The 17,447-nt window shown below is 66.2% G+C and carries 21 protein-coding genes; 11 read left to right on the forward strand and 10 right to left on the reverse strand.

The features are described from left to right. Window positions 1-3: 3 nt before the first annotated feature. Window positions 4-2,241, reverse strand: coding sequence for a serine/threonine-protein kinase (locus tag ACIHA7_RS10420; protein WP_397287810.1), 2,238 nt, complete (start codon window positions 2,239-2,241; stop codon window positions 4-6). A 197-nt stretch (window positions 2,242-2,438) separates the two neighbouring features. Between ACIHA7_RS10420 and ACIHA7_RS10425 the strand changes: the two genes are divergently transcribed. The 4 genes from ACIHA7_RS10425 to ACIHA7_RS10440 all read left to right on the forward strand — a co-directional run bounded on the left by ACIHA7_RS10425 (window position 2,439) and on the right by ACIHA7_RS10440 (window position 4,501). Continuing rightward, entirely contained in the window at window positions 2,439-2,903 is a 465-nt protein-coding gene (locus tag ACIHA7_RS10425; protein WP_397287812.1) for an SRPBCC domain-containing protein, read from the forward strand. Continuing rightward, entirely contained in the window at window positions 2,900-3,238 is a 339-nt protein-coding gene (locus tag ACIHA7_RS10430; RefSeq protein ID WP_397287814.1) for an ArsR/SmtB family transcription factor, read from the forward strand. Before ACIHA7_RS10425 ends, ACIHA7_RS10430 begins: the two co-directional genes overlap by 4 nt. Before the next feature lie 15 nt (window positions 3,239-3,253). Further along, complete coding sequence (locus tag ACIHA7_RS10435; protein WP_397287816.1) at window positions 3,254-3,697, forward strand: SRPBCC domain-containing protein; 444 nt, start codon at window positions 3,254-3,256, stop codon at window positions 3,695-3,697. 300 nt (window positions 3,698-3,997) lie between these two features. Next, window positions 3,998-4,501 (forward strand): DinB family protein, encoded by a 504-nt coding sequence (locus ACIHA7_RS10440; protein WP_397287818.1) that lies wholly within the window; start codon window positions 3,998-4,000, stop codon window positions 4,499-4,501. A gap of 526 nt (window positions 4,502-5,027) precedes the next feature. Here ACIHA7_RS10440 and ACIHA7_RS10445 read toward each other — a convergent pair. Continuing rightward, window positions 5,028-5,168: a hypothetical protein gene (locus ACIHA7_RS10445; protein WP_397287820.1), complete on the reverse strand. Its 141-nt coding sequence runs from the start codon at window positions 5,166-5,168 to the stop codon at window positions 5,028-5,030. Between the two features lie 187 nt (window positions 5,169-5,355). Here ACIHA7_RS10445 and ACIHA7_RS10450 point away from each other — a divergent pair, with 187 nt between their 5' ends. Next, window positions 5,356-6,009, forward strand: coding sequence for a YitT family protein (locus tag ACIHA7_RS10450; RefSeq protein WP_397287822.1), 654 nt, complete (start codon window positions 5,356-5,358; stop codon window positions 6,007-6,009). A 181-nt stretch (window positions 6,010-6,190) separates the two neighbouring features. On the opposite strand, the gene ACIHA7_RS10455 is transcribed toward ACIHA7_RS10450, so the two are convergent. Further along, entirely contained in the window at window positions 6,191-6,628 is a 438-nt protein-coding gene (locus ACIHA7_RS10455) for a hypothetical protein (protein WP_397287824.1), read from the reverse strand. Beyond that, entirely contained in the window at window positions 6,625-6,795 is a 171-nt protein-coding gene (locus ACIHA7_RS10460; RefSeq protein ID WP_397287826.1) for a hypothetical protein, read from the reverse strand. The genes ACIHA7_RS10455 and ACIHA7_RS10460 overlap by 4 nt, the downstream gene beginning before the upstream one ends. On the opposite strand from ACIHA7_RS10460, the gene ACIHA7_RS10465 reads away from it, so the two are divergent. From ACIHA7_RS10465 to ACIHA7_RS10475, 3 genes are all read left to right on the forward strand, one after another. Beyond that, window positions 6,782-7,402 (forward strand): GDSL-type esterase/lipase family protein, encoded by a 621-nt coding sequence (locus tag ACIHA7_RS10465; protein WP_397287828.1) that lies wholly within the window; start codon window positions 6,782-6,784, stop codon window positions 7,400-7,402. The genes ACIHA7_RS10460 and ACIHA7_RS10465 overlap by 14 nt on opposite strands. Before the next feature lie 186 nt (window positions 7,403-7,588). Then, window positions 7,589-7,975 carry a hypothetical protein gene (locus tag ACIHA7_RS10470; RefSeq protein ID WP_397287830.1) on the forward strand — a complete coding sequence of 129 codons (387 nt, stop codon included), beginning with the start codon at window positions 7,589-7,591 and terminating at the stop codon, window positions 7,973-7,975. Between the two features lie 122 nt (window positions 7,976-8,097). Beyond that, entirely contained in the window at window positions 8,098-8,730 is a 633-nt protein-coding gene (locus tag ACIHA7_RS10475) for a histidine phosphatase family protein (RefSeq protein ID WP_397287831.1), read from the forward strand. Between the two features lie 194 nt (window positions 8,731-8,924). On the opposite strand, the gene ACIHA7_RS10480 is transcribed toward ACIHA7_RS10475, so the two are convergent. The 5 genes from ACIHA7_RS10480 to ACIHA7_RS10500 all read right to left on the reverse strand — a co-directional run bounded on the left by ACIHA7_RS10480 (window position 8,925) and on the right by ACIHA7_RS10500 (window position 13,872). After that, on the reverse strand, window positions 8,925-9,317 hold the full coding sequence (locus ACIHA7_RS10480; protein WP_397287833.1) for a DUF6907 domain-containing protein: 393 nt from the start codon (window positions 9,315-9,317) through the stop codon (window positions 8,925-8,927). A 158-nt stretch (window positions 9,318-9,475) separates the two neighbouring features. Then, a complete protein-coding gene (locus tag ACIHA7_RS10485) occupies window positions 9,476-9,823 on the reverse strand; it encodes a hypothetical protein (RefSeq protein WP_397287835.1) in 348 nt (115 codons plus the stop codon). Between the two features lie 79 nt (window positions 9,824-9,902). Then, the gene (locus tag ACIHA7_RS10490; RefSeq protein WP_397287837.1) at window positions 9,903-10,100 is read right to left on the reverse strand and encodes a hypothetical protein; all 198 of its coding nucleotides are present in this window, start codon (window positions 10,098-10,100) and stop codon (window positions 9,903-9,905) included. A 518-nt stretch (window positions 10,101-10,618) separates the two neighbouring features. Next, entirely contained in the window at window positions 10,619-12,841 is a 2,223-nt protein-coding gene (locus ACIHA7_RS10495) for a molybdopterin oxidoreductase family protein (RefSeq protein WP_397287839.1), read from the reverse strand. 563 nt (window positions 12,842-13,404) lie between these two features. Next, complete coding sequence (locus ACIHA7_RS10500; RefSeq protein ID WP_397287841.1) at window positions 13,405-13,872, reverse strand: SRPBCC family protein; 468 nt, start codon at window positions 13,870-13,872, stop codon at window positions 13,405-13,407. A gap of 213 nt (window positions 13,873-14,085) precedes the next feature. On the opposite strand from ACIHA7_RS10500, the gene ACIHA7_RS10505 reads away from it, so the two are divergent. Further along, a complete protein-coding gene (locus tag ACIHA7_RS10505) occupies window positions 14,086-14,709 on the forward strand; it encodes an HAD family hydrolase (RefSeq protein WP_397287843.1) in 624 nt (207 codons plus the stop codon). 117 nt (window positions 14,710-14,826) lie between these two features. Beyond that, window positions 14,827-15,579 (forward strand): 3-oxoacyl-ACP reductase FabG, encoded by a 753-nt coding sequence (gene fabG, locus ACIHA7_RS10510; protein WP_397287845.1) that lies wholly within the window; start codon window positions 14,827-14,829, stop codon window positions 15,577-15,579. Between the two features lie 125 nt (window positions 15,580-15,704). Here the strand turns inward: fabG and ACIHA7_RS10515 are convergent, their stop codons facing one another. After that, window positions 15,705-16,424 carry an SDR family NAD(P)-dependent oxidoreductase gene (locus tag ACIHA7_RS10515; RefSeq protein ID WP_397287847.1) on the reverse strand — a complete coding sequence of 240 codons (720 nt, stop codon included), beginning with the start codon at window positions 16,422-16,424 and terminating at the stop codon, window positions 15,705-15,707. Between the two features lie 100 nt (window positions 16,425-16,524). Between ACIHA7_RS10515 and ACIHA7_RS10520 the strand changes: the two genes are divergently transcribed. After that, window positions 16,525-17,373, forward strand: a complete 849-nt coding sequence (locus ACIHA7_RS10520) for a helix-turn-helix transcriptional regulator (protein WP_397287849.1) — start codon at window positions 16,525-16,527, stop codon at window positions 17,371-17,373. Window positions 17,374-17,447: the final 74 nt, after the last annotated feature.

The raw sequence follows: 17,447 nt of genomic DNA on the forward strand, positions 1-17,447 counted from the left end.
CTGTCACGGTCGGGCGTGTGGGTCGACGATGCGGTCGAGGGCGTGCAGATCGGAGTCGAGGGTGTAGAACACGCGCAGCGTGCCGAGGAAGGCGAACAGCCCACCGACGCAGAGCCCCACGATCGAGGCGAGCACAGTCTGCTGCTGGGTGGGGTGCAGAAACGCCACGCCCGCGGCGACGCCGAACAGCGGGACCGAGGCGGCGATACCGAGGTAGATCCGGCTGCGGCGCGCGAGCCGGTGCAACTGGCCTGATTCCGCAGGGGAGCTGTGCCCCGCGGCGACCAATCCGGGGTAGTACCAGCGCAGTACGAAGAACGTCACCGGAAAATAGGTGTAGACCACCGCGACCGCGGCCGCGACGAAGTGCGAGGCGATCAGGTTGAACAGCAGCCCGGCCGACAGATCCGCGATGTCGTGCAACTTGATGAGGAACACCAGCAGCGCCAGCGTCCAGCCGGTGAACGAGACGGCGGCGATGCGGTCGCTACAGGCAAGGGTGTCCGCCCGCGCTGTGGCGAGGGTGTGCTCGTCGTAGTGTTTGCCGTGCCGCAGCCCGTAGGGCACCAGGAAGACGAGCCGGCACCAGTACAGCAGGATAGCGACGCCGACCGGATAACCGACTGCGGCCGCGATCAACCCGAGCTTGGTGAGTTGTGCCTGCCCGTCCACGCCGAGTTCGGCGTCCAGCAGTCGCGTGTTGTGCGCCGAGAGGTACAGGCCGCCGAGCAGCTGCCCCAGCAAGCTCGACAGGGTCACCACCGGCATCGGCCGCATCCGCAACCGACCGCGCAGGCTGTGTGACGGTGGGTCGACGAGATCGCGGGCGGTCCGATCCAGGGTGAGTTCGAGGTGCTGGGCGAGGTCGGCGCCGCTGGCGTAGCGATCGTCACGGTCGGGGGACAGGCAGGTCAGTAGTGCGTGGCGCAGAATCTGTGGGCAGTCCGGTGGCACGGTGGCCGCCAGGCGCTCGTCGATCGGCTGACGACGCAGTTCGATCATTCTGGTGAGCGAGGTGTCGGATTCGGCGAGCCCGAGCTCGTCGGTGAACGGGAGTCGTCCGGTGAGCAGCTCCCACAGCACCACCGCGAGGGCATACAGGTCGCTGCGGGTGTCGAGGTCGGCGGCGGTGGTGGGGATGGTGGGATGGCAGGCTTCGAGCTGTTCGGGGGACATGTAGGCCAGTGAGCCGCCGAAGTAGGCCACCGGGCTCGCCCCCGGAATATGGGTGCTGAAGCTGATATTGAAGTCGGCGAGTTTGGGGTGGCCGTCGGCGGTGAGCAGGACGTTGGCGGGTTTGATGTCGCGGTGCAGGACGCCTGCGCGGTTGGCGTAGTCCAGCGCGGTGGCGAGTCGACTGCCAAGCCAGGCCACGGTTTCGGACCAGCTCAGCTTGGCCAGGTCGGCGCGGGTCAGCGAGGGTTGCGGGGTCAGTACGCCGCCCGCGGTGACCGCGGCGTCGACCGCGTCGAGCAGCAGCTGGCCGGTGCGTTGCGCGGGCGGTGTGCTGCGGACCAGGCGCAGCACACCGAGCAGGGTGCCACCGGGCACGTACTGCATGTACATCAACTTGAGGTGTTGTTCCTCGATCTGGCGCTGGTCGAAGACGCGCACGATGTGTTCGTGGTCCAGTTGGGCGAGGGTCTGTGGTTCGCTGCCCCGGTCGCGCGAGACCTTCACCGCCACAAGCCGTTGCATGGAACGCTGCCGTGCGAGGAACACGCGGGCGAACGCGCCTTGTCCGAGCGCGATCAGCAGATCGAAGTCGTCGATGGTGGCCCCGGGGGCGATGGTGTCGAGGGCATTGCTCGTGGTCGCGTCGGACAGCAGCGTGGTGCGGAAGTTCTCGGCGGAGTGCGAGCCGAGGTCGAGCTGGGTCGCCAGCTGCGCCATCTGGGCGGCGAAGTCCTGCTCGTATTCGGTGAGGTCGAGTGCGCTGTCGCCGCCGCGGCTGCGTGCGGTGATCTCCTCGTAGATGAGGTCCGGCGGTAGCGGGGCGTTGTCGAGTTCGGGGAACTGCGCCCGGTATTCGGCGAGGCGTTTCACGGTGCGGGTTTCGCGCCAGCGATGCTGCAGGTCCACCTTGATCAGCTCGATGAGGGCGGAGCGGCGTAGCCCGGTCTCGGCCGGCAAATGCGCAGCGAGGTCCGGTGGTTCGTCGGCGTCCTCCCAGGCGCTGTCGAACTCGGCAACCAGTCGCGTCAACGCGGTCTGCGTCGCCGCCACCCGGTCCATCTCCATGTGGCCCACCCGATCAAATGGCTTCCCGAGCCCCCACCCGAGGATAAACGATCACTTGCGCCGGGGCCGCTGAATTATTCGTGGCCGCAGGTTTTGGGGGCATGGGCGCCGCCGCCACGCGCAACAATGTGTTGCGCTTTGCGAGGTGGTCGGTTACCGTCATACGCAACAAAAGGTTGCGAATCAAAGGAGTCGACATGGAGTACGGACAGATCGAGCGGACAATGTACGTCGAGGCCACGCCCGAGGTGGTCTACGAGGTCATCAGCAGCCCTACCCATCTCAAAGAGTGGTGGCCCGACGATGTTGCCCTGGAGCCGGTTCCCGGTGCGGTCGGCGAACTCGTCTGGGGGGAGCGCGGCACCCCGGACGTGCAGATCGTCCCGATCACGGTCGTCGACGCACAGCCGCATCGATTGTTCTCCTTCCGCTGGACCCACCCGGCCGAGGAACCCGCGGGCGTCGGCAATTCACTGTTCGTCACCTTCGAACTCGTGCCCTCCGGCGACGGCACCTCGGTACGGATGACCGAAACCGGTTTTCGCGAGATGGGGTGGGAGATCGCCCAGCTCGAAAACGAATACAGCGAGCACATCAAGGGCTGGGACTGGTTCCTGCCCAGGCTCGTCCAGTGCGCGGAACGGCTGGTCGCACGCCGATGAGCGGTGTGGTCGACGATGATCTGTGGTCCGCGATAGGGGACCCGACCCGGCGTCGCATGCTCGATCTACTCCTCGCCGAGGGCGAGGGGACCGCTACCAGCCTCAGTGAGCGACTACCAGTGACCAGACAGGCCGTCGCCAGGCACCTGGGCGTACTGGACCGGGTCGGCCTGGTGCACGGCACACCCGAGGGCCGGGAACGGCGCTACCGGGTAGACGACGCACAACTCGCTCGGGCGGTCGCGCAGCTCAATGCCGTCGGCTCCACCTGGGACGCACGACTGCAGCGCATCAAGCGCATCGCCGAAGCCATTCAACGCAGCAAACAGCAGTAATCGAGAGGGATCGACATGGTGGACATTCTGCACAGGGTCGGGGTCGAGTCGGCGTCGGCGGACGACGTCTATGCGGCCTTGACCTCGATCGAGGGCCTGGCCGGCTGGTGGGCGAGTGACACGAAAGGGGATACGAACCCCGGGGGAGTCATCCAGTTCCGTTTCACCGCAGGCGGATTCGATATGAAGGTTGCCGACCTTCAGCCCGGGAAGCGGGTGCTCTGGGAGGTCGTCGACGGTCCCGAGGAATGGATCGGCACCGAAGTAGTGTGGGACCTGAAGGAGGAGGAAGGGTTCACGATCATCCTTTTCCAACATCGGGGCTGGAAAGAACCCGGTGAGTTCATGCATCACTGCAGCACCAAATGGGCGATCTACCTGATGAGTTTGAAGCAGCTGGTCGAGACCGGAACGGGTGCGCCGGACCCGCATGACGTGCGGATCAGCAACTGGCACTAGGGGAGAGCGGGGACCTGTCCGTGTCGATAGGTCCCCGCACCCTCGCTCCGGAAAGTTCGCCCGGAATCGATATCTACGGCATACTGACTACAGGCAGCAGACCTTCTGACAGGTCGGGGCCGCGGCGCCGAGAACGGCCCGCATCGCCCACGCTCGGCCCGCACTCCACGCGGCGAGCGCCTCTTTTTCCCGGTCGTCCCGGGACTCTTCGTCTCTTTCCCGAGATCGATCGACGCTGCCTTGTATCAATCAGCCCGCTGATACCGGGCTCAACCATGCTGTGAAACGGAGCGAAAACCTATGAGTACCATCGGAATCACCGACGGCAGCGAGCGAGCGGTCATCGAGAACATGCTCGATCTGAACCGCGAAGCACTCATCGAGTCCGTGCGCGGACTGTCCGAGGTGGATGCCCGCCGTCGGCTCGTCACATCGCTGACCACCCCGATCTCGTTGATCAAACACGCCGCGGCCGCGGAACGGATCTGGTTCCAGCGGTTCTGGGCGGAGCTTGATGAATCCGAGTGCGATGGATACTCGCGCCGGGACGAGGGGACCTTCACGGTCACCGACGACGAATCGCTGGCGGACGTTATCGCCGAGTATCAGCGCGCGAGCCAGCGATCCCGGGAAATCGCGGCGCGCTTCGAACTCGAGGACACCAAAGACAATCCGCGCGAGGGGAAGGTCAGTATGCGATGGACTCTGTTGCTCATGATCCAAGAGTTCGCCAGGCATGCCGGCCATGGCGATATCCTGCGTGAGCAGATCGAGAAGGGCATACCGGGGCAATCGACCTCGTGAACGCAGCGTTCAGGTACCGGACGCTATCGAGCGGCTCGGGTCGAAGCTGGCGAGCTTCCTACGATTCGAGGTGCTGGGCGAGTGGGCGGGATCGGTGCTTAGCGCGACAGCCGGGGAGTGGGCTGCGGTCGATCATCTCTAAGGTAGATGTCGACTAGTTGACATAATGTTGATTATCGGCGTAGAAACGGGTCCGGATAATTAGGGTGTGCGCTGCGCAATGTCGTTGGAATGTGCGATGTTTCGCTGATGCGTGCCCAAGCCCGACCCGGACTGCTCCGAGCCCCCCGCCTGCCGTGGTCTGATGTTGCGTGGGTTGTCGTCGCCGATCTCCCCTTGACCAGACTTTCCGCTGATGTAAATATTCCGGCCTTGGCCCGTTTCGAGCGGAAAGTATTGAGCCGATGCCGGATTGGCTATTTGCTACCTCTCCCCTGAGTCCACCGCCTTATCGATAAATCGTCACTGTGACGTTTTGAAGGTAGGGCGGTGGACTTCGACTTCTGTTGGAGGTCGGCCACTCCGGTCACATTCCGTTGCCGATGCCGTAGTAGCCGCCGAGCAGGCGTCGGCGACGTTCGCTGTCCACGTCGGTGTCGGAGCTTCCCGGCCGGGTGGGATCGGGATCGTCGTCCACCTTGTCGCTGTTCTTGCTGAAGATGCCCATGACGTTCCTTTGCCTCGCCGACTCCGTTGTCTGCCAGTGTTGTTCAGCCGTGCCCGGCGCCGCATCGGTCGCAGGGATAGTCCGCCTACGCCGCGGCGGGTAAGTTTCGCGGCGGCGATCTCAGGGTTCGTATCCACCTGGCATGCCACCTGTGAGGCCAGATATTAGCCACTGGCTCTGTTTTCGGATGCCAGTGGGCGGTCATGCTGATCCGGTGTTGATTCGCCGGTTGGTCGCGCTGTATGTCGGGTTGTGGTTGTACGGGTTCTCGATGGCGGTGATGGTGCGGGCCGGGCTCGGACTGGATCCGTGGGATGTGTTCCATCAGGGTGTGGCGCACCATGTGCCGATCAGTTTCGGTGCGGTGACGGCGGTAACCGGGATTGTGGTGCTGCTGGCGTGGATTCCTTTGCGGCAGCGACCCGGCCTGGGAACGGTGAGCAATGTGGTGGTCATCGCGGTGTCGGTCGATGTCGGGCTGTGGCTGCTGCCCGCGTGGGAGGCGATTGCGGCGCAGGCGGGTGCGATGGGTGCCGCGGTGGTGTTGAACGCGGTGGCCACGGTGTTGTACATCGGTGCCGGGATGGGGCCCGGCCCGCGTGATGGACTGATGACTGGTCTGGTTCGCCGGACCGGCGTGTCGGTGTGGGTGGTGCGGACCGTTATCGAGGTGACGGTGTTGTCGACCGGCTGGCTGCTCGGCGGCAGCATCGGGATCGGCACGCTCGTCTACGCGTTCGGTATCGGTCCGCTGATCCAGCTGATGATTCCGGCGGCGAATCGGTACCTGCCCGGCTTTCAGGTGAAGTCGGCGGACGAGCCGGTCATCGTCCCGGCCTGAAATTCAAGATCATGGGGACTTGGTGTTGTGCGCTACTCGCGAAACGCCAGCATCATTTCCCCATGATCTTGTACCGGGTTGTGCCTTGAGGTTTATGGCGGTCTCCCCCGCCGCTCTACTGCAGGCAGGAACTCGGCACTATAGCGTCACTGTGACGTTAATTGGGTGCGGGCAAGGGGTCCTATAGTTCCGTAGATTCCGTGAGTCTCGCCGGTTCGGCTGGAATCGCCGGACGCCACCGTCGCCAGGCGCGGCTCATCATCACCAATACGAACACGATGGCGGTGTGCAGCGCCCACAGCGCCAGCCACGGTCGCAGGAATCCCACCTCGGTGTACTGGCCGCGCTCGCCGACGCAGTACAGCGAATAGTTGGTGCTGCGTCCTTCGGAGTCGTGGTAGGTGTCGGAGACGACGATCGGTTCTGTGTACGGTGCCTCGCAGAACAATGGTGCGGTGAGCTTCGCTTCGCCGGGCCAGATGGCGATCGGGAGCAGGCAGCCGAGGATGCCGGTGAAACAGAGGATCCCGGCCAGTGTCGCGAGGATCCCCAGGGACCGTCGCGGGGTGTCGTCGCTGAGGTGCTCGTCGGTCCGGTCCGATCGATACTCTTCGCTCATAGCTGCTGCGTCCGGAGAAATGTTCCGGCACGGTAGAAGTGGGCGACCACCGTGCTGCGCGGTGAGGTGACATGGACGCTCAGGTGAACATCGGTATCGACGCGGCTGACGACGATCGATGAGACGTAGCCGTGCTCCACATGTGGTGGGGCGATGACGGTGAACATGGCCGCGCCGCAGCAGGTCCCGTTCGGGGTCAATCCCCCGCAGTTCGATCGACTCACCCCGTCGACCGATCTGGTGACCCTCGAAATCGGTGGCAACGATGCGAAATTGGCGGTGACGGTGCAGCAGTGCCTGACCGCCGACCCCGCCGTCTCACCGTGCCTGAACACACTCGTCGCCGGCGGCATCGACCAGATGTCGGTGGCCATCGCCGCGGCCGAACCGAAGGTGGCCGCGGCGATCGAGGGTATCCGGCAGCGCGCACCACGGGCACGGATCCTGCTGCTGGACTACTTCGAGGGCGTGAGCACCGGTCCCGGCTGCTTCCCTACCGTGCCGATCTCCGACGCCGACGCCGACTGGTTGGGTCGCAAGCTCATCGAGTTGAACGCGATGCTGGCACGGGTGGCTCGGGCAAGCGGTGTGGAGCTGGTCGACACCTACAGCTCCAGCGCCGGTCACGGCGGCTGCCAGCCGCCGGGTACCCGATGGGTCGAGGGTCTGGTGCCGTGGTCGAGCAACCCGCCGGGCCCGGCGGTGCCGTTCCATCCCAACCAGCTCGGCGCCGACCACCAAGCGCGCAGCGTGCTGGCGGCGCTGGATCGGTAGTTGCGGAGCCGGCCAAACGGTCGAGCAGTACCGTCACTGGAAAACGGTGCGGCGTGCCAGCGGTCGGTGCGCGGGACACGCGTCGCGTATTCGGGTGGGCGACGGTCCGGGAGCAGTCGCGCAACGTTCGGGCACTCGCGCATAGTCGCGAGGACAGCGGTGATCGGTGACCGTAAAGTTCGGCGCATGGCGTTCCAACTCGAATTGCGACCGACTCCACCGTTGCAGTTGACTCCGGAATGCTTGGTGCACACCGGGATCGCGCGGCTGTTCGTGACCGGCATGCTCGTGCAGGGTTCCGGCGCTCCCCCCGAACAGTTCGGCTTCTTCATCCCCACCGCGACACCGCTGCCCGTCACCGCCACCGAACCGCAACTGCTGGCCGAGGCTCACCTGATGACCGGCATCGCCACCTCCACCTCCGGCAACTTCCCGTTCGGGGTGGAGCATGTTCAGGCCACGTATCTGGCGGACCCACGCGGCGGTACGGATCGCTGGTTGTATCTCAGTGGTGCCGCGCATGTCGGGCGAGAGATCCGCCTCGGGTACCGGGTTACCGTGGTGTCGGTGTGACCGCTGAACACGGCGCCACCCGTATCGAGGCGTACAGCGGGTTACCGCTCAGTCGATGCCCTTGCCGCTAGGCAAACCTGCCCGCTTGTGAAGAGATGCGCTGGTCGCATTACGGAAGGAACATGTTGATGCGGACCTTGTATGTCGTCGCGCATCCGGAGTCGACTCATCACGTCGACGGGCTGGTCGGCGGCTGGTACGACGCACCACTGACCTCGGCGGGGTTGCGTGCCGCGACGAAGATCGCCGGGGCGCTGCGTAGCGCCGTCCCTGAACAAGACGCGGTCGAGGTGTACTCCTCGGATCTGCGCCGCGCCGCGCAGACGGCCGACGTCATCGGCGAGCAGTTGCGTGTCCGGCCGGTCCTCGATGCGCGGTGGCGGGAGAAGTCCTACGGTGCGGCGGAAGGTAAACCGCAGGAATGGTTGCGGCAGCGGTTCGTCACCCCACCTGTCGTCGGTGAGCGGTTGCGCCACGATGAGGGCATCGCAGGGTCGGAGACCATGTACGCGTTCGGTGTGCGGGTGTATGCGGCGCTGGACGCGATCCTGTCGAGCGACTGCGCACATCAGATCGTCGTAACCCATGGCGGCGCGATCACTTTCGCCGTGGCGGCGTGGACGAAGTTGCCGCTCGAGTCACTGGCCTACGCCCGATTCAACGGCCCGTCCGGCAGCATCACCGAACTCCGGGAGGACGACTACTTCCACAACCGTCAGGTCGTCCGGCTCGGCGACACCCGGCACCTCAGCTAGCCGGTATGCGGGCATTGGATTCGGCGCCGATCAGCGGAGGCGGCAACGACGCGACATCCGGGTTCGTCAGCTAGCCGGTACGGCGGCCGTGGCGTTCTCGTCGAGCGCCGGTGCGGCGGCCGCACGGGTGAAGGTCGGTCTGCAGGGGCGCTAGTCCTTCGCGGGACAGCGCCACCCACCGAGCAAACAACCAGTCATTCCGGATTGGGGATTTCCTCCTGCGCGCTGGTGGGTACACGGCGGACCTCGGAGTTGAACGCGTCCAGCTGCCGAGCCAGATGCGTTGCCTCGGCGGGAGTGAGCTCTATCCAGATGTCGCCGTCCTTGCCGTGTAGGCACAGCTCGATGGAGTAGGACTCCACCGCACCTTCGCGTGAGTCGGTCCGGCTCAGCTGAGTGGTCAACGGTTGAAGACCAAAGTTGCTCAGCACTTGGGTCGATTTCAGTCCTGTATGGACCTGGAAATCGTCTTCGGGGAACTCAGTGTCGGGGTGGTCGAAGTGCTCATCGCACCAGGATGGGCACTGCCGTCCCTCCTCGGCTGGGGCATCACTCATAGGGGCGAGCATAAGTTCGAAGCGGGTCATGGGAAGCCGAGTCCGATTGGCGCCTCTTGTTCCGGAGATGGAACAGATTCGGCTGAGCCTGGTGTTCGGGGAACGACGGTGAACGCCGCCGGCGATTCGTCGGTCCTGCCCCGGTTGACGTGAACATGGTGGCTCGGGCTATCGCGTCACGTCCGCGGCTACTTCTTGATCTTCTCCAGCGGATACGCGGCCATGGAGCACACGGCAATGGCGTAGGCCGCCAAGATAACCAGGACTGGCAGAGGGATTCGGCGTTCGGGGTCCATCGCTACGTATGCGGTATAAGCGATGGGCGGGATGCACAGGACAGCCGATAAGGTCGCCCAGATAGCCACCAGGTTGTTCGCCTTCTTGCGGCGTTGGGGATTGGTGAGTGTGGTGTCCGGGATGTCCTCGCCGTAGCCCTCGCTCGGACTGGTTGCGACGCCGCGGTATCCCTTCGAGGCGATATAGGTGCAACTGACGAAAATCAGCCCGAATATCAAGCCGACGATGAATGCTTGCATGACCCCTCACTCACATCCGTTATCAGCTGGATGGGTTCTACCGCTTCGAAGATCGCGGTAGAACCCATCCAGCACACTACTAATCCAGCGGCGACACGCCGATCACCACAGCGACGACCGCGGCGATCACCTTCTTCTTAACTGCCGGGGTCAGCGCTTTCCACGCCAAACCCACGCCGGCACCGAAGATACAGCCGACGACCGCGTCTTCGACGTACTTCGGGGCTGGCCCGCCGCTGGCGACGTCGCGCAGGATATCGATAGCGACGCTCGACAAAGCCCCTTTACCGACTACCGCCCCACGGCCCGGAACACGTTGCCAGGCAACGCCTCCGTGCTCTCAATGAGCTGGCGCTGCGGTCATCGCTTGCGATCGATTGGCCCCCATCGCCGATACCCCCAAGAGCGATTTGTTCTGTTGCTTCTATGGACGCGGCCGGACGGCAATCGGTTCCATCGATCCGAAAAGTTTCCAGATGCCAGCAGCCGGTGAGTCGCATGGCACCCCAGCGAGGCGAAGCAGGGCCGACGGACTCGCGAAAATGGCCGCGACAGTCCGGCCCATGGCCAACCCGACCCGCACTCTCGACATCACCGAAACCACTCGCCCTCGACGGTGACGCCCTCGCTTTGCGTTGCTCGCCATCTGCCGCGAACGTCGCAGTCGGGTGGTGGATGGAGTGAGGTCTGCTGGTTCCATCGAGGTGCCGTACTTCTTCGGCGAGTGAGGCGGCGGTGGTTATCGCGGTACCGACCTCCGGCGGCACTCACCGCACAGCGACGCACGCAACGCAATTAGGTAGTCAGCTGTTCCTCGCTGATCTGCTCCGCCGGATCCGCGCCCACGGAAGCGGGTAGTGCCGGTGCCCGGGTCACCGACACCCAAGTGTTGTTCACCGCGGCATTGCCGGAGAACACATCTGTCAGCGAGGGATCGTGCAGCAGGTTCACATTCGCGCCCGGCAACTGCGCCGCAACCCGCCACCCGACGCCGGGCTCTTGATGCCCCCAGCCGTGCGGGATGGCGATGGTGCCGGCGCGGATATCATCGCTCACCTCGAGAGTCACCACGATCGCACCCGTCTTCGAAGTCACCGTCACCGGTTCGCCATCGCTGAGGCCACGCTCGGCGGCGTCGGCGGGGTGCATCAGCGCGGTGCAACGGTCGCGGCCCTTCACCATGGGTGGCAGGTTATGCAGCCAGGAGTTGTTGCTGCGCAAGTGCCGTCGGCCGATCAGCTTGAGGTCGTAGCCGTCGGCCGGTGTGGTGATCGCGCTCCCGGCGCGGGCGTCCGCGAGCACGGTGTGGGCGGCGGCGAGGAAATCCGCGGGCGCCAGGTGCACCTTGCGGTCCCTCGTTCCGAGCAGCGCGCGCAGCCTGGGCCGCAACGGACCCAGGTCGATACCGCCGGCCGAGGCGCGCGCCTTCGCGACCGACAGTCCTTTGCGTCCACGCCGCAGGACTCCGTACGGACCGGCAGCCACCCCGGCCGTCGCCAACCGCACGGGACTGAACTGCTCGAACAGGGTGTTGAGCGCGCGCGTGGTGAATCGCCGGGCCGGTATCGGTACCAGTTCGGTGATCAGTCGCGCCAGGATCTGCCAGTCTTCGAGCCCGTCGGCGGGTGGATCGAAGACGCGGGCGTCGTAGCGCAGGTTGTTGCGCACGCTGAACACCGGGAACAGGATGTTGACGTCCTCGCGTTCGAGCGGGGAGATCGGCGGCAGGATGATGTCGGCGTGGCGGGTTGTCTCGTTGACGTACATGTCCACGGCCACATAGAAATCCAGCGAGTCCAGGGCCGCGCCGAGCCTGCCGCGCTGGGGTGTGGACAGTGTCGGGTTGCCGGCGTAGGTGATCATGGCCCGGATGCGGCCGGCACCCTCGGTGAGGATCTCGTCCGCCAGGACCGCTACCGGCAGTTCGGTGCGGAAGGCCTTGTAGGTGCCGGAACGATCGGTCCACGCCCCGTAACCCATGGGCAGGTACTTCGCGAACCGGGCCGCGTCGATCGGCGGTGTCGCGAACATCTGCCCGCCGACCCGGTCGAGGTTTCCGGTCACCGCGTTGATGGTGTTCACCAGCCAGTGGGTGAGCGTGCCTGTCACCTGCTGGCACACCCCGATCCGCGCGTAGAGCACCGCCGACGAGGCGGCGGCGTGTTCGCGGGCGAGCACCCGGATGGTGGCGGCGTCGACGCCGGCGTGCGGGGCCATCTGTTCCGGTGTTGCCTCGGCGACCAGGGGGCGCAGTTGCTCCCAGCCGGTGCACTGCGCGCGGATCGCGTCGTCGTCACACAGGTTTTCGGCGATCAACACGTGCAGCATCGCCAGCAGCAGATACACATCACCGCCCGGGCTGACCGCCACGTGCTGATCGGCCAGCCGTGCGGTCTCGGTGCGCCGCGGATCGATGACCACGACCTTCCCGCCGCGGCCGCGTACATCCTTGATGCGCTGTTTGGCGTTGGGCATGGTGGTGATCGACCCGTTGGACACCGCCGGATTCGCGCCGAGGATCACCAGCCGGTCGGTGCGGTCGATGTCGATGACCGGCATCAGCACATTCGACCCGAACATCCGCCACGCCACGAACTCTTGCGGGAACTGATCGATCGACGACGCCGAGAAGAAGTTGCGGGTCAGCAGCACCGCACGCAGCAACGCCCCGTAGATCACCGACGAGCTGTGTGCCGCCGGATTTCCCAGATACATGCCGATCGCGCTCGGCCCGTAGGTGCTGCGCACGGCCCGCAATCGCTGTCCGATCTCGCGGAACGCCTCGTCCCACCCGATCGGCTCGAAGCGGTCTCCGACTCGCCGCACGGGTGTGCGTAACCGGTCTGGGTCGTGGTGCAGCCCGCCCATCGCCGTGGCCTTGGGGCAGATGTATCCCTGTGACAGTACGTCGGCCGGATTGCCCTCGATCCGCGTCACCTGCGGGCCGTCGACGGTGACCAGGATTCCGCAGTGTGCCTCGCACAGCGTGCATTGGCGGGCGATGGTCGTAGCACTCATAGTGTTTCGCCTTCTGCCGGTTCGCTTGCCACAGGCTACCAAGCAAACCGTAGGTACCACTATGTTCGCGATGCAGGGAACCGGCATGAACGCGCCACGGGGATCGGCCGTGCTGATGTCCTGTTCGGCGCGGGATTCGCGGTCGTCTCCGCGTCCGTGGTCAACCGCAGACGCCGAGGCAGACGCCACAGCGGAAGGGCACAGTCGCCGCAGGCGACGGTGGGGTCGGTCAGCAAGTGCCTCGTGACGGGCGTGCAACGTGGCGGAACAGGACCACGGCGATCATGAAACGGGGATGCGGCCCACAAGACGGACGGCGTCGGCAGCGTCTGCGTGACTACACCGGCGCCCTCGCAGGCGTGCGCGCGACCACTCGCCGACGGGTTATTCGGAAAACGCACCGTCACAGGCCCATTCGGCACTCGGATTGCGCGCGATGCAGACATGCATCCACTGCCAACGGAAGCCTCGAATCACTCTGGCGCGCTTGATAATTCATCGTCTGCACCAGGGGTTCCACGTGAATCAGCCCGACCGCAAACCCTTGTGCGCCCGGACAGGTCTCAGTGGTCCCGGTGCAGCGACTCCCGATAGCTCGTCTCGATTTTCTCGCGCAGGTTCTTCTCGGTGTGCCGGACCGCCGGTCCGATGAACGCCTGGATCACGCGGTCGAGGGCGCGCCCGGCGAGACCACCGGGCACCCGGTAATCGGCGGTGGCGCTGACCTTCGTGGCTTCGGCGCCTATCGGCGCGAAGTCCCAGCGGATCCGACCCTCGATCCCCTTGATCGCGCGCATCGTCACGCGGGCGCCCTCGGTCCATTCGATGGTGTCCGCGCGCAGGTGCAAGGTGGTCGGCCCGAGGTGCAAAGCCGTGTCGAAGACCGCGCCGACCCCGGAGGTCTGCTCCCCCACCGGGGTGAAATGCCGTATCCCGAACATCCAGTCCGGCACGTTCCGATAGTCGGCGACGTAGGTGAACGCGAAATCCACCGGCGCCGCACACGCCGCACTGTGCTCGACATGGCCCATGTGTACCCTCCGGCCGCTCGGGTCCTTGCTCCGACCCTAAGCCACCCTGGCCGACCGCGCCCCTGAAGTCCGCTGCCCACCAACCATTTACACCCGCCGGGTTGCCGTGGCCGAACAACGGAACCCGGTGTGGTGCCGGAGTAGCTCCGGCCGCATCGCGCCCGGGCGCCAGGTCCCCGCCGGTCGTATCACCCCGGCCGATAGGGTCGGGTAGTGACGTGCACGGTGGGCTTCGACCTGGATATGACGCTGATCGACTCGCGGCCGGGCGTCGGCCGGGCGATCGACACCCTCGCGGCGGAGTTCGACCTCCCGATCCGCGGCGCCGACTTCGCCGACCGGCTCGGACCACCGCTGGCCACGCTGCTCGTCGAGGTGGGCGCGCCCGAGGAGCTGGTGCCCGCGCTGGTCACCCGCTACCGCGAGCTGTATCCGAGCATCGTGTCCAGCATCCCGGCGATGCCGGGCGCCGACGCCGCGCTGGACGCGGTCGAAGCCCGCGGCGGCCGGGTGCTCGTCGTCACCGGCAAGCACGAACCGTTGGCCCGGTTGCACATCGATGAACTCGGCTGGCGGATAGACCATCTCGCCGGTGACCTGTGGTCCGCGGGCAAAGCCGCGGTGCTGACCCAGGAGCGGGCGGGCATCTTCGTCGGCGACCACATCGGCGACATGCGCGGCGCGCAGGCGGCAGGGGTGCTTGCGGTGGGCGTCACCACCGGCCCCTGCAGCGCCGCGGAGCTCCGTGCGGCGGGCGCGGACGTGATCCTCACCGACCTCACCGAGTTCCCGCACTGGCTCGCCCGGGAACTCGGTCCGATCGCCGACGCGGGCTGAGGCGAAGCAGCATGGCGCACCGGGCATTCCGGGCACTTGCACCGTAAGTTTCCCGGTCGCTAGCCTGCACACGAGTCGCCCACCCCCGGCGCGCATTCCGAGAGGAGTAACGAACCTATGGACCGTTTCACCGACAGGATCGCCGTGGTGACGGGTGCGGCACAGGGCATCGGGGCGGCCACCGCGCTGCGACTCGCGATCGAGGGGGCCGCCGTGGCCGTCCTGGACCGCAACACCCCCGACCACACCCTCGAACAGATCGCCCGCGCGGGCGGCACCGCACGCGGCTACGTCTGCGACGTCACCGACCGCGACTCCGTGCAGTCGGTGTTCGACCGGATCGCCACCGACCTCGGTGACCCGCAGATCCTGGTGAACAACGCGGGCATCACCCGCGACGACCTGTTCTTCCGGCTCTCCGAGGACGACTGGAACGCCGTGCTCTCGGTCAACCTGACCGGCGTCTACCACTGCACCCAGGTCGCGCAGAAGTACATGGTCGCCCAGCGATACGGCAAGATCGTGTCGCTGTCGAGCCGCTCGGCGCTGGGCAACCGCGGCCAAGCCAACTACGCCGCCGCCAAAGCGGCCATCCAAGGCCTCACCGCCACCCTCGCCCTCGAACTCGGCCCCTACAACATCAACGTCAACGCCGTCGCCCCCGGCTACATCGCCACCGCGATGACCGCCGCCACCGCCGACCGCGTCGGCATGACCCCCGAAGACCACCAGCGCTCCGTCGCCGAACGCACCCCACTCGGTCGCGTCGGCCGTCCCGAAGAAGTCGCCGCCGTCATCGCCTTCCTCGCCAGCGACGAAGCCTCCTACGTCAGCGGCCAAACCCTCTACGTCAACGGCGGAGCACGCTGACCGACGCGGCATCAGGCCGCGCCACCCCTCGAACATCCCGCAGCGGGCACGGCGCCGGGTGGTACCACCGGTTCACACAATGGTCCCCATGCTCACGCGGGACGACCGGGACATGGTGGCGCGGTTCACCACGGGATCCGACCGTGCCGATCGAAGTAACCACCGGTGGGTCCCTCGGGTCCGAGCGTGGCCAGCGTGACGATGGCGTCGGTGCCTTCAGCGAGGGTCTGATGCCCGGCATGACCGTTGAAATCGGTTGCGGTGTAACCGGGGTCGGCGGCGTTGACCCGCATACCCGGTAGTGCTCGCGCGTACTGCGAGGTGATCATGTTCAGGGCCGACTTGGACGAGGTGTACGGCAAATTCAGCAGGGTCGATTCGAGCCTGGCCGGATCGGAGGTGATGGTCAGCGAACCCATCCCGCTCGACACCATCACGATGCGCGGCTGGGTCGCCGCCCGCAGCAACGGCAGGAACGCGTGGGTCACCTGCACCGGGGCGAACACATTGGTCTCGAAGACCGCACGGAAATCCTCGGCTCGGGTGTCCTCCGGCGCGAGGAAAGCACCGGAGATGCCCGCGTTGTTGATCAGCACATCCAACGCCGACGTCCGCGCCGCCACCGCGTCCACCGCCGCCGCGATCGACGCCGTCGAGGTGACATCGAGCGGCACGAACTCGACAGTCGACCCCGCCTCGGCGAGCTCGACCGCCGCCCGCTTGCCGCGCTCGGCATCGCGGGCACCCAGAAACACCTGCCAGCCCAATTCGCCGAGCCTGCGGACGGTCTCGCGCCCCAACCCCTTGTTCGCTCCGGTCACCAGAGCCGTTGTTTTTGCGTTCATGCACTCAGCCTCGGCGCCCACACCCCAGCCCACCAGGGCCGAAGTGTCCTGGGACCGGTGGTACCACCCCGCGCCGGGCCCGCTGCGGGATGATCGAGGAATGGACCGCTCCGAACTCGCGGCGCTGCTGCGACAGGCCCGCACCCGGATACAGCCGCGCGACGTCGGCCTGCCCGCGGGCTCGCGCCGTCAGGTACCCGGACTGCGCCGCGAAGAGGTCGCCCAACTCGCCGGCGTCAGCGTCGACTACGTCGTCCGCCTCGAACAAGGCCGCGGACCACGTCCGTCGACCGCCGTACTCTCCGCCCTCTCGCGGGCACTTCGACTCGACGACAACGACCGCGACCTGCTGTTCCGCCTCGCCGGATCCGCGCCACCGCACGCAGGCCGGATCGCGCAGCTCGTCCGCCCGAGCGTGCTGCGACTACTGGACCGCATGGTGGACCTGCCCGCACTGGTCATGTCGGCCAAAGGCGATGTGCTGGCCTGGAATCCGATGGCCGCCGCGCTGCTCGGCGACTTCTCCGCCGTGCCGCCCGCCCGCCGCAACATCATCCGGGAATGCTTCCTCGGCAGCGAACCCGGCCGTGTCCGCTTCACCCCCGAGGAACTACATTCGGTCGGCGCCTACGGTGTCGGCACGCTGCGCAGCGCCAAAGCCCGCTACCCCGACGACCCCGACCTCGACCGCCTGATCACCGAACTACGGACCCGCAGCAGCGAATTCGAGCAACTCTGGCACGAACGCCCCTCGGTCCAATGGCGCAGCGCCACCAAAACCATCGACCACCCCGAGCTCGGCACCCTGGTCCTGGAATGCGACACCCTGCTCGTCCCCGACGTCGACCAGACCGTCGTCGTCTACTCCGCCGCCCCCGACACCCCCGCCGCCTCCGCCCTGGACCTGCTCCACATCACCGGCACCCAGCAGTTCACCGACCACACCTGACCGTCCGGGCACAGGTGGGGCGATGGCGCCCTACCAGCACGGGAGGCTCGGCCACACCGGACCGAGCCTCCCGA

Source organism: Nocardia sp. NPDC052316 (assembly GCF_044547795.1).
In the GTDB taxonomy this organism is placed as follows: domain Bacteria; phylum Actinomycetota; class Actinomycetes; order Mycobacteriales; family Mycobacteriaceae; genus Nocardia.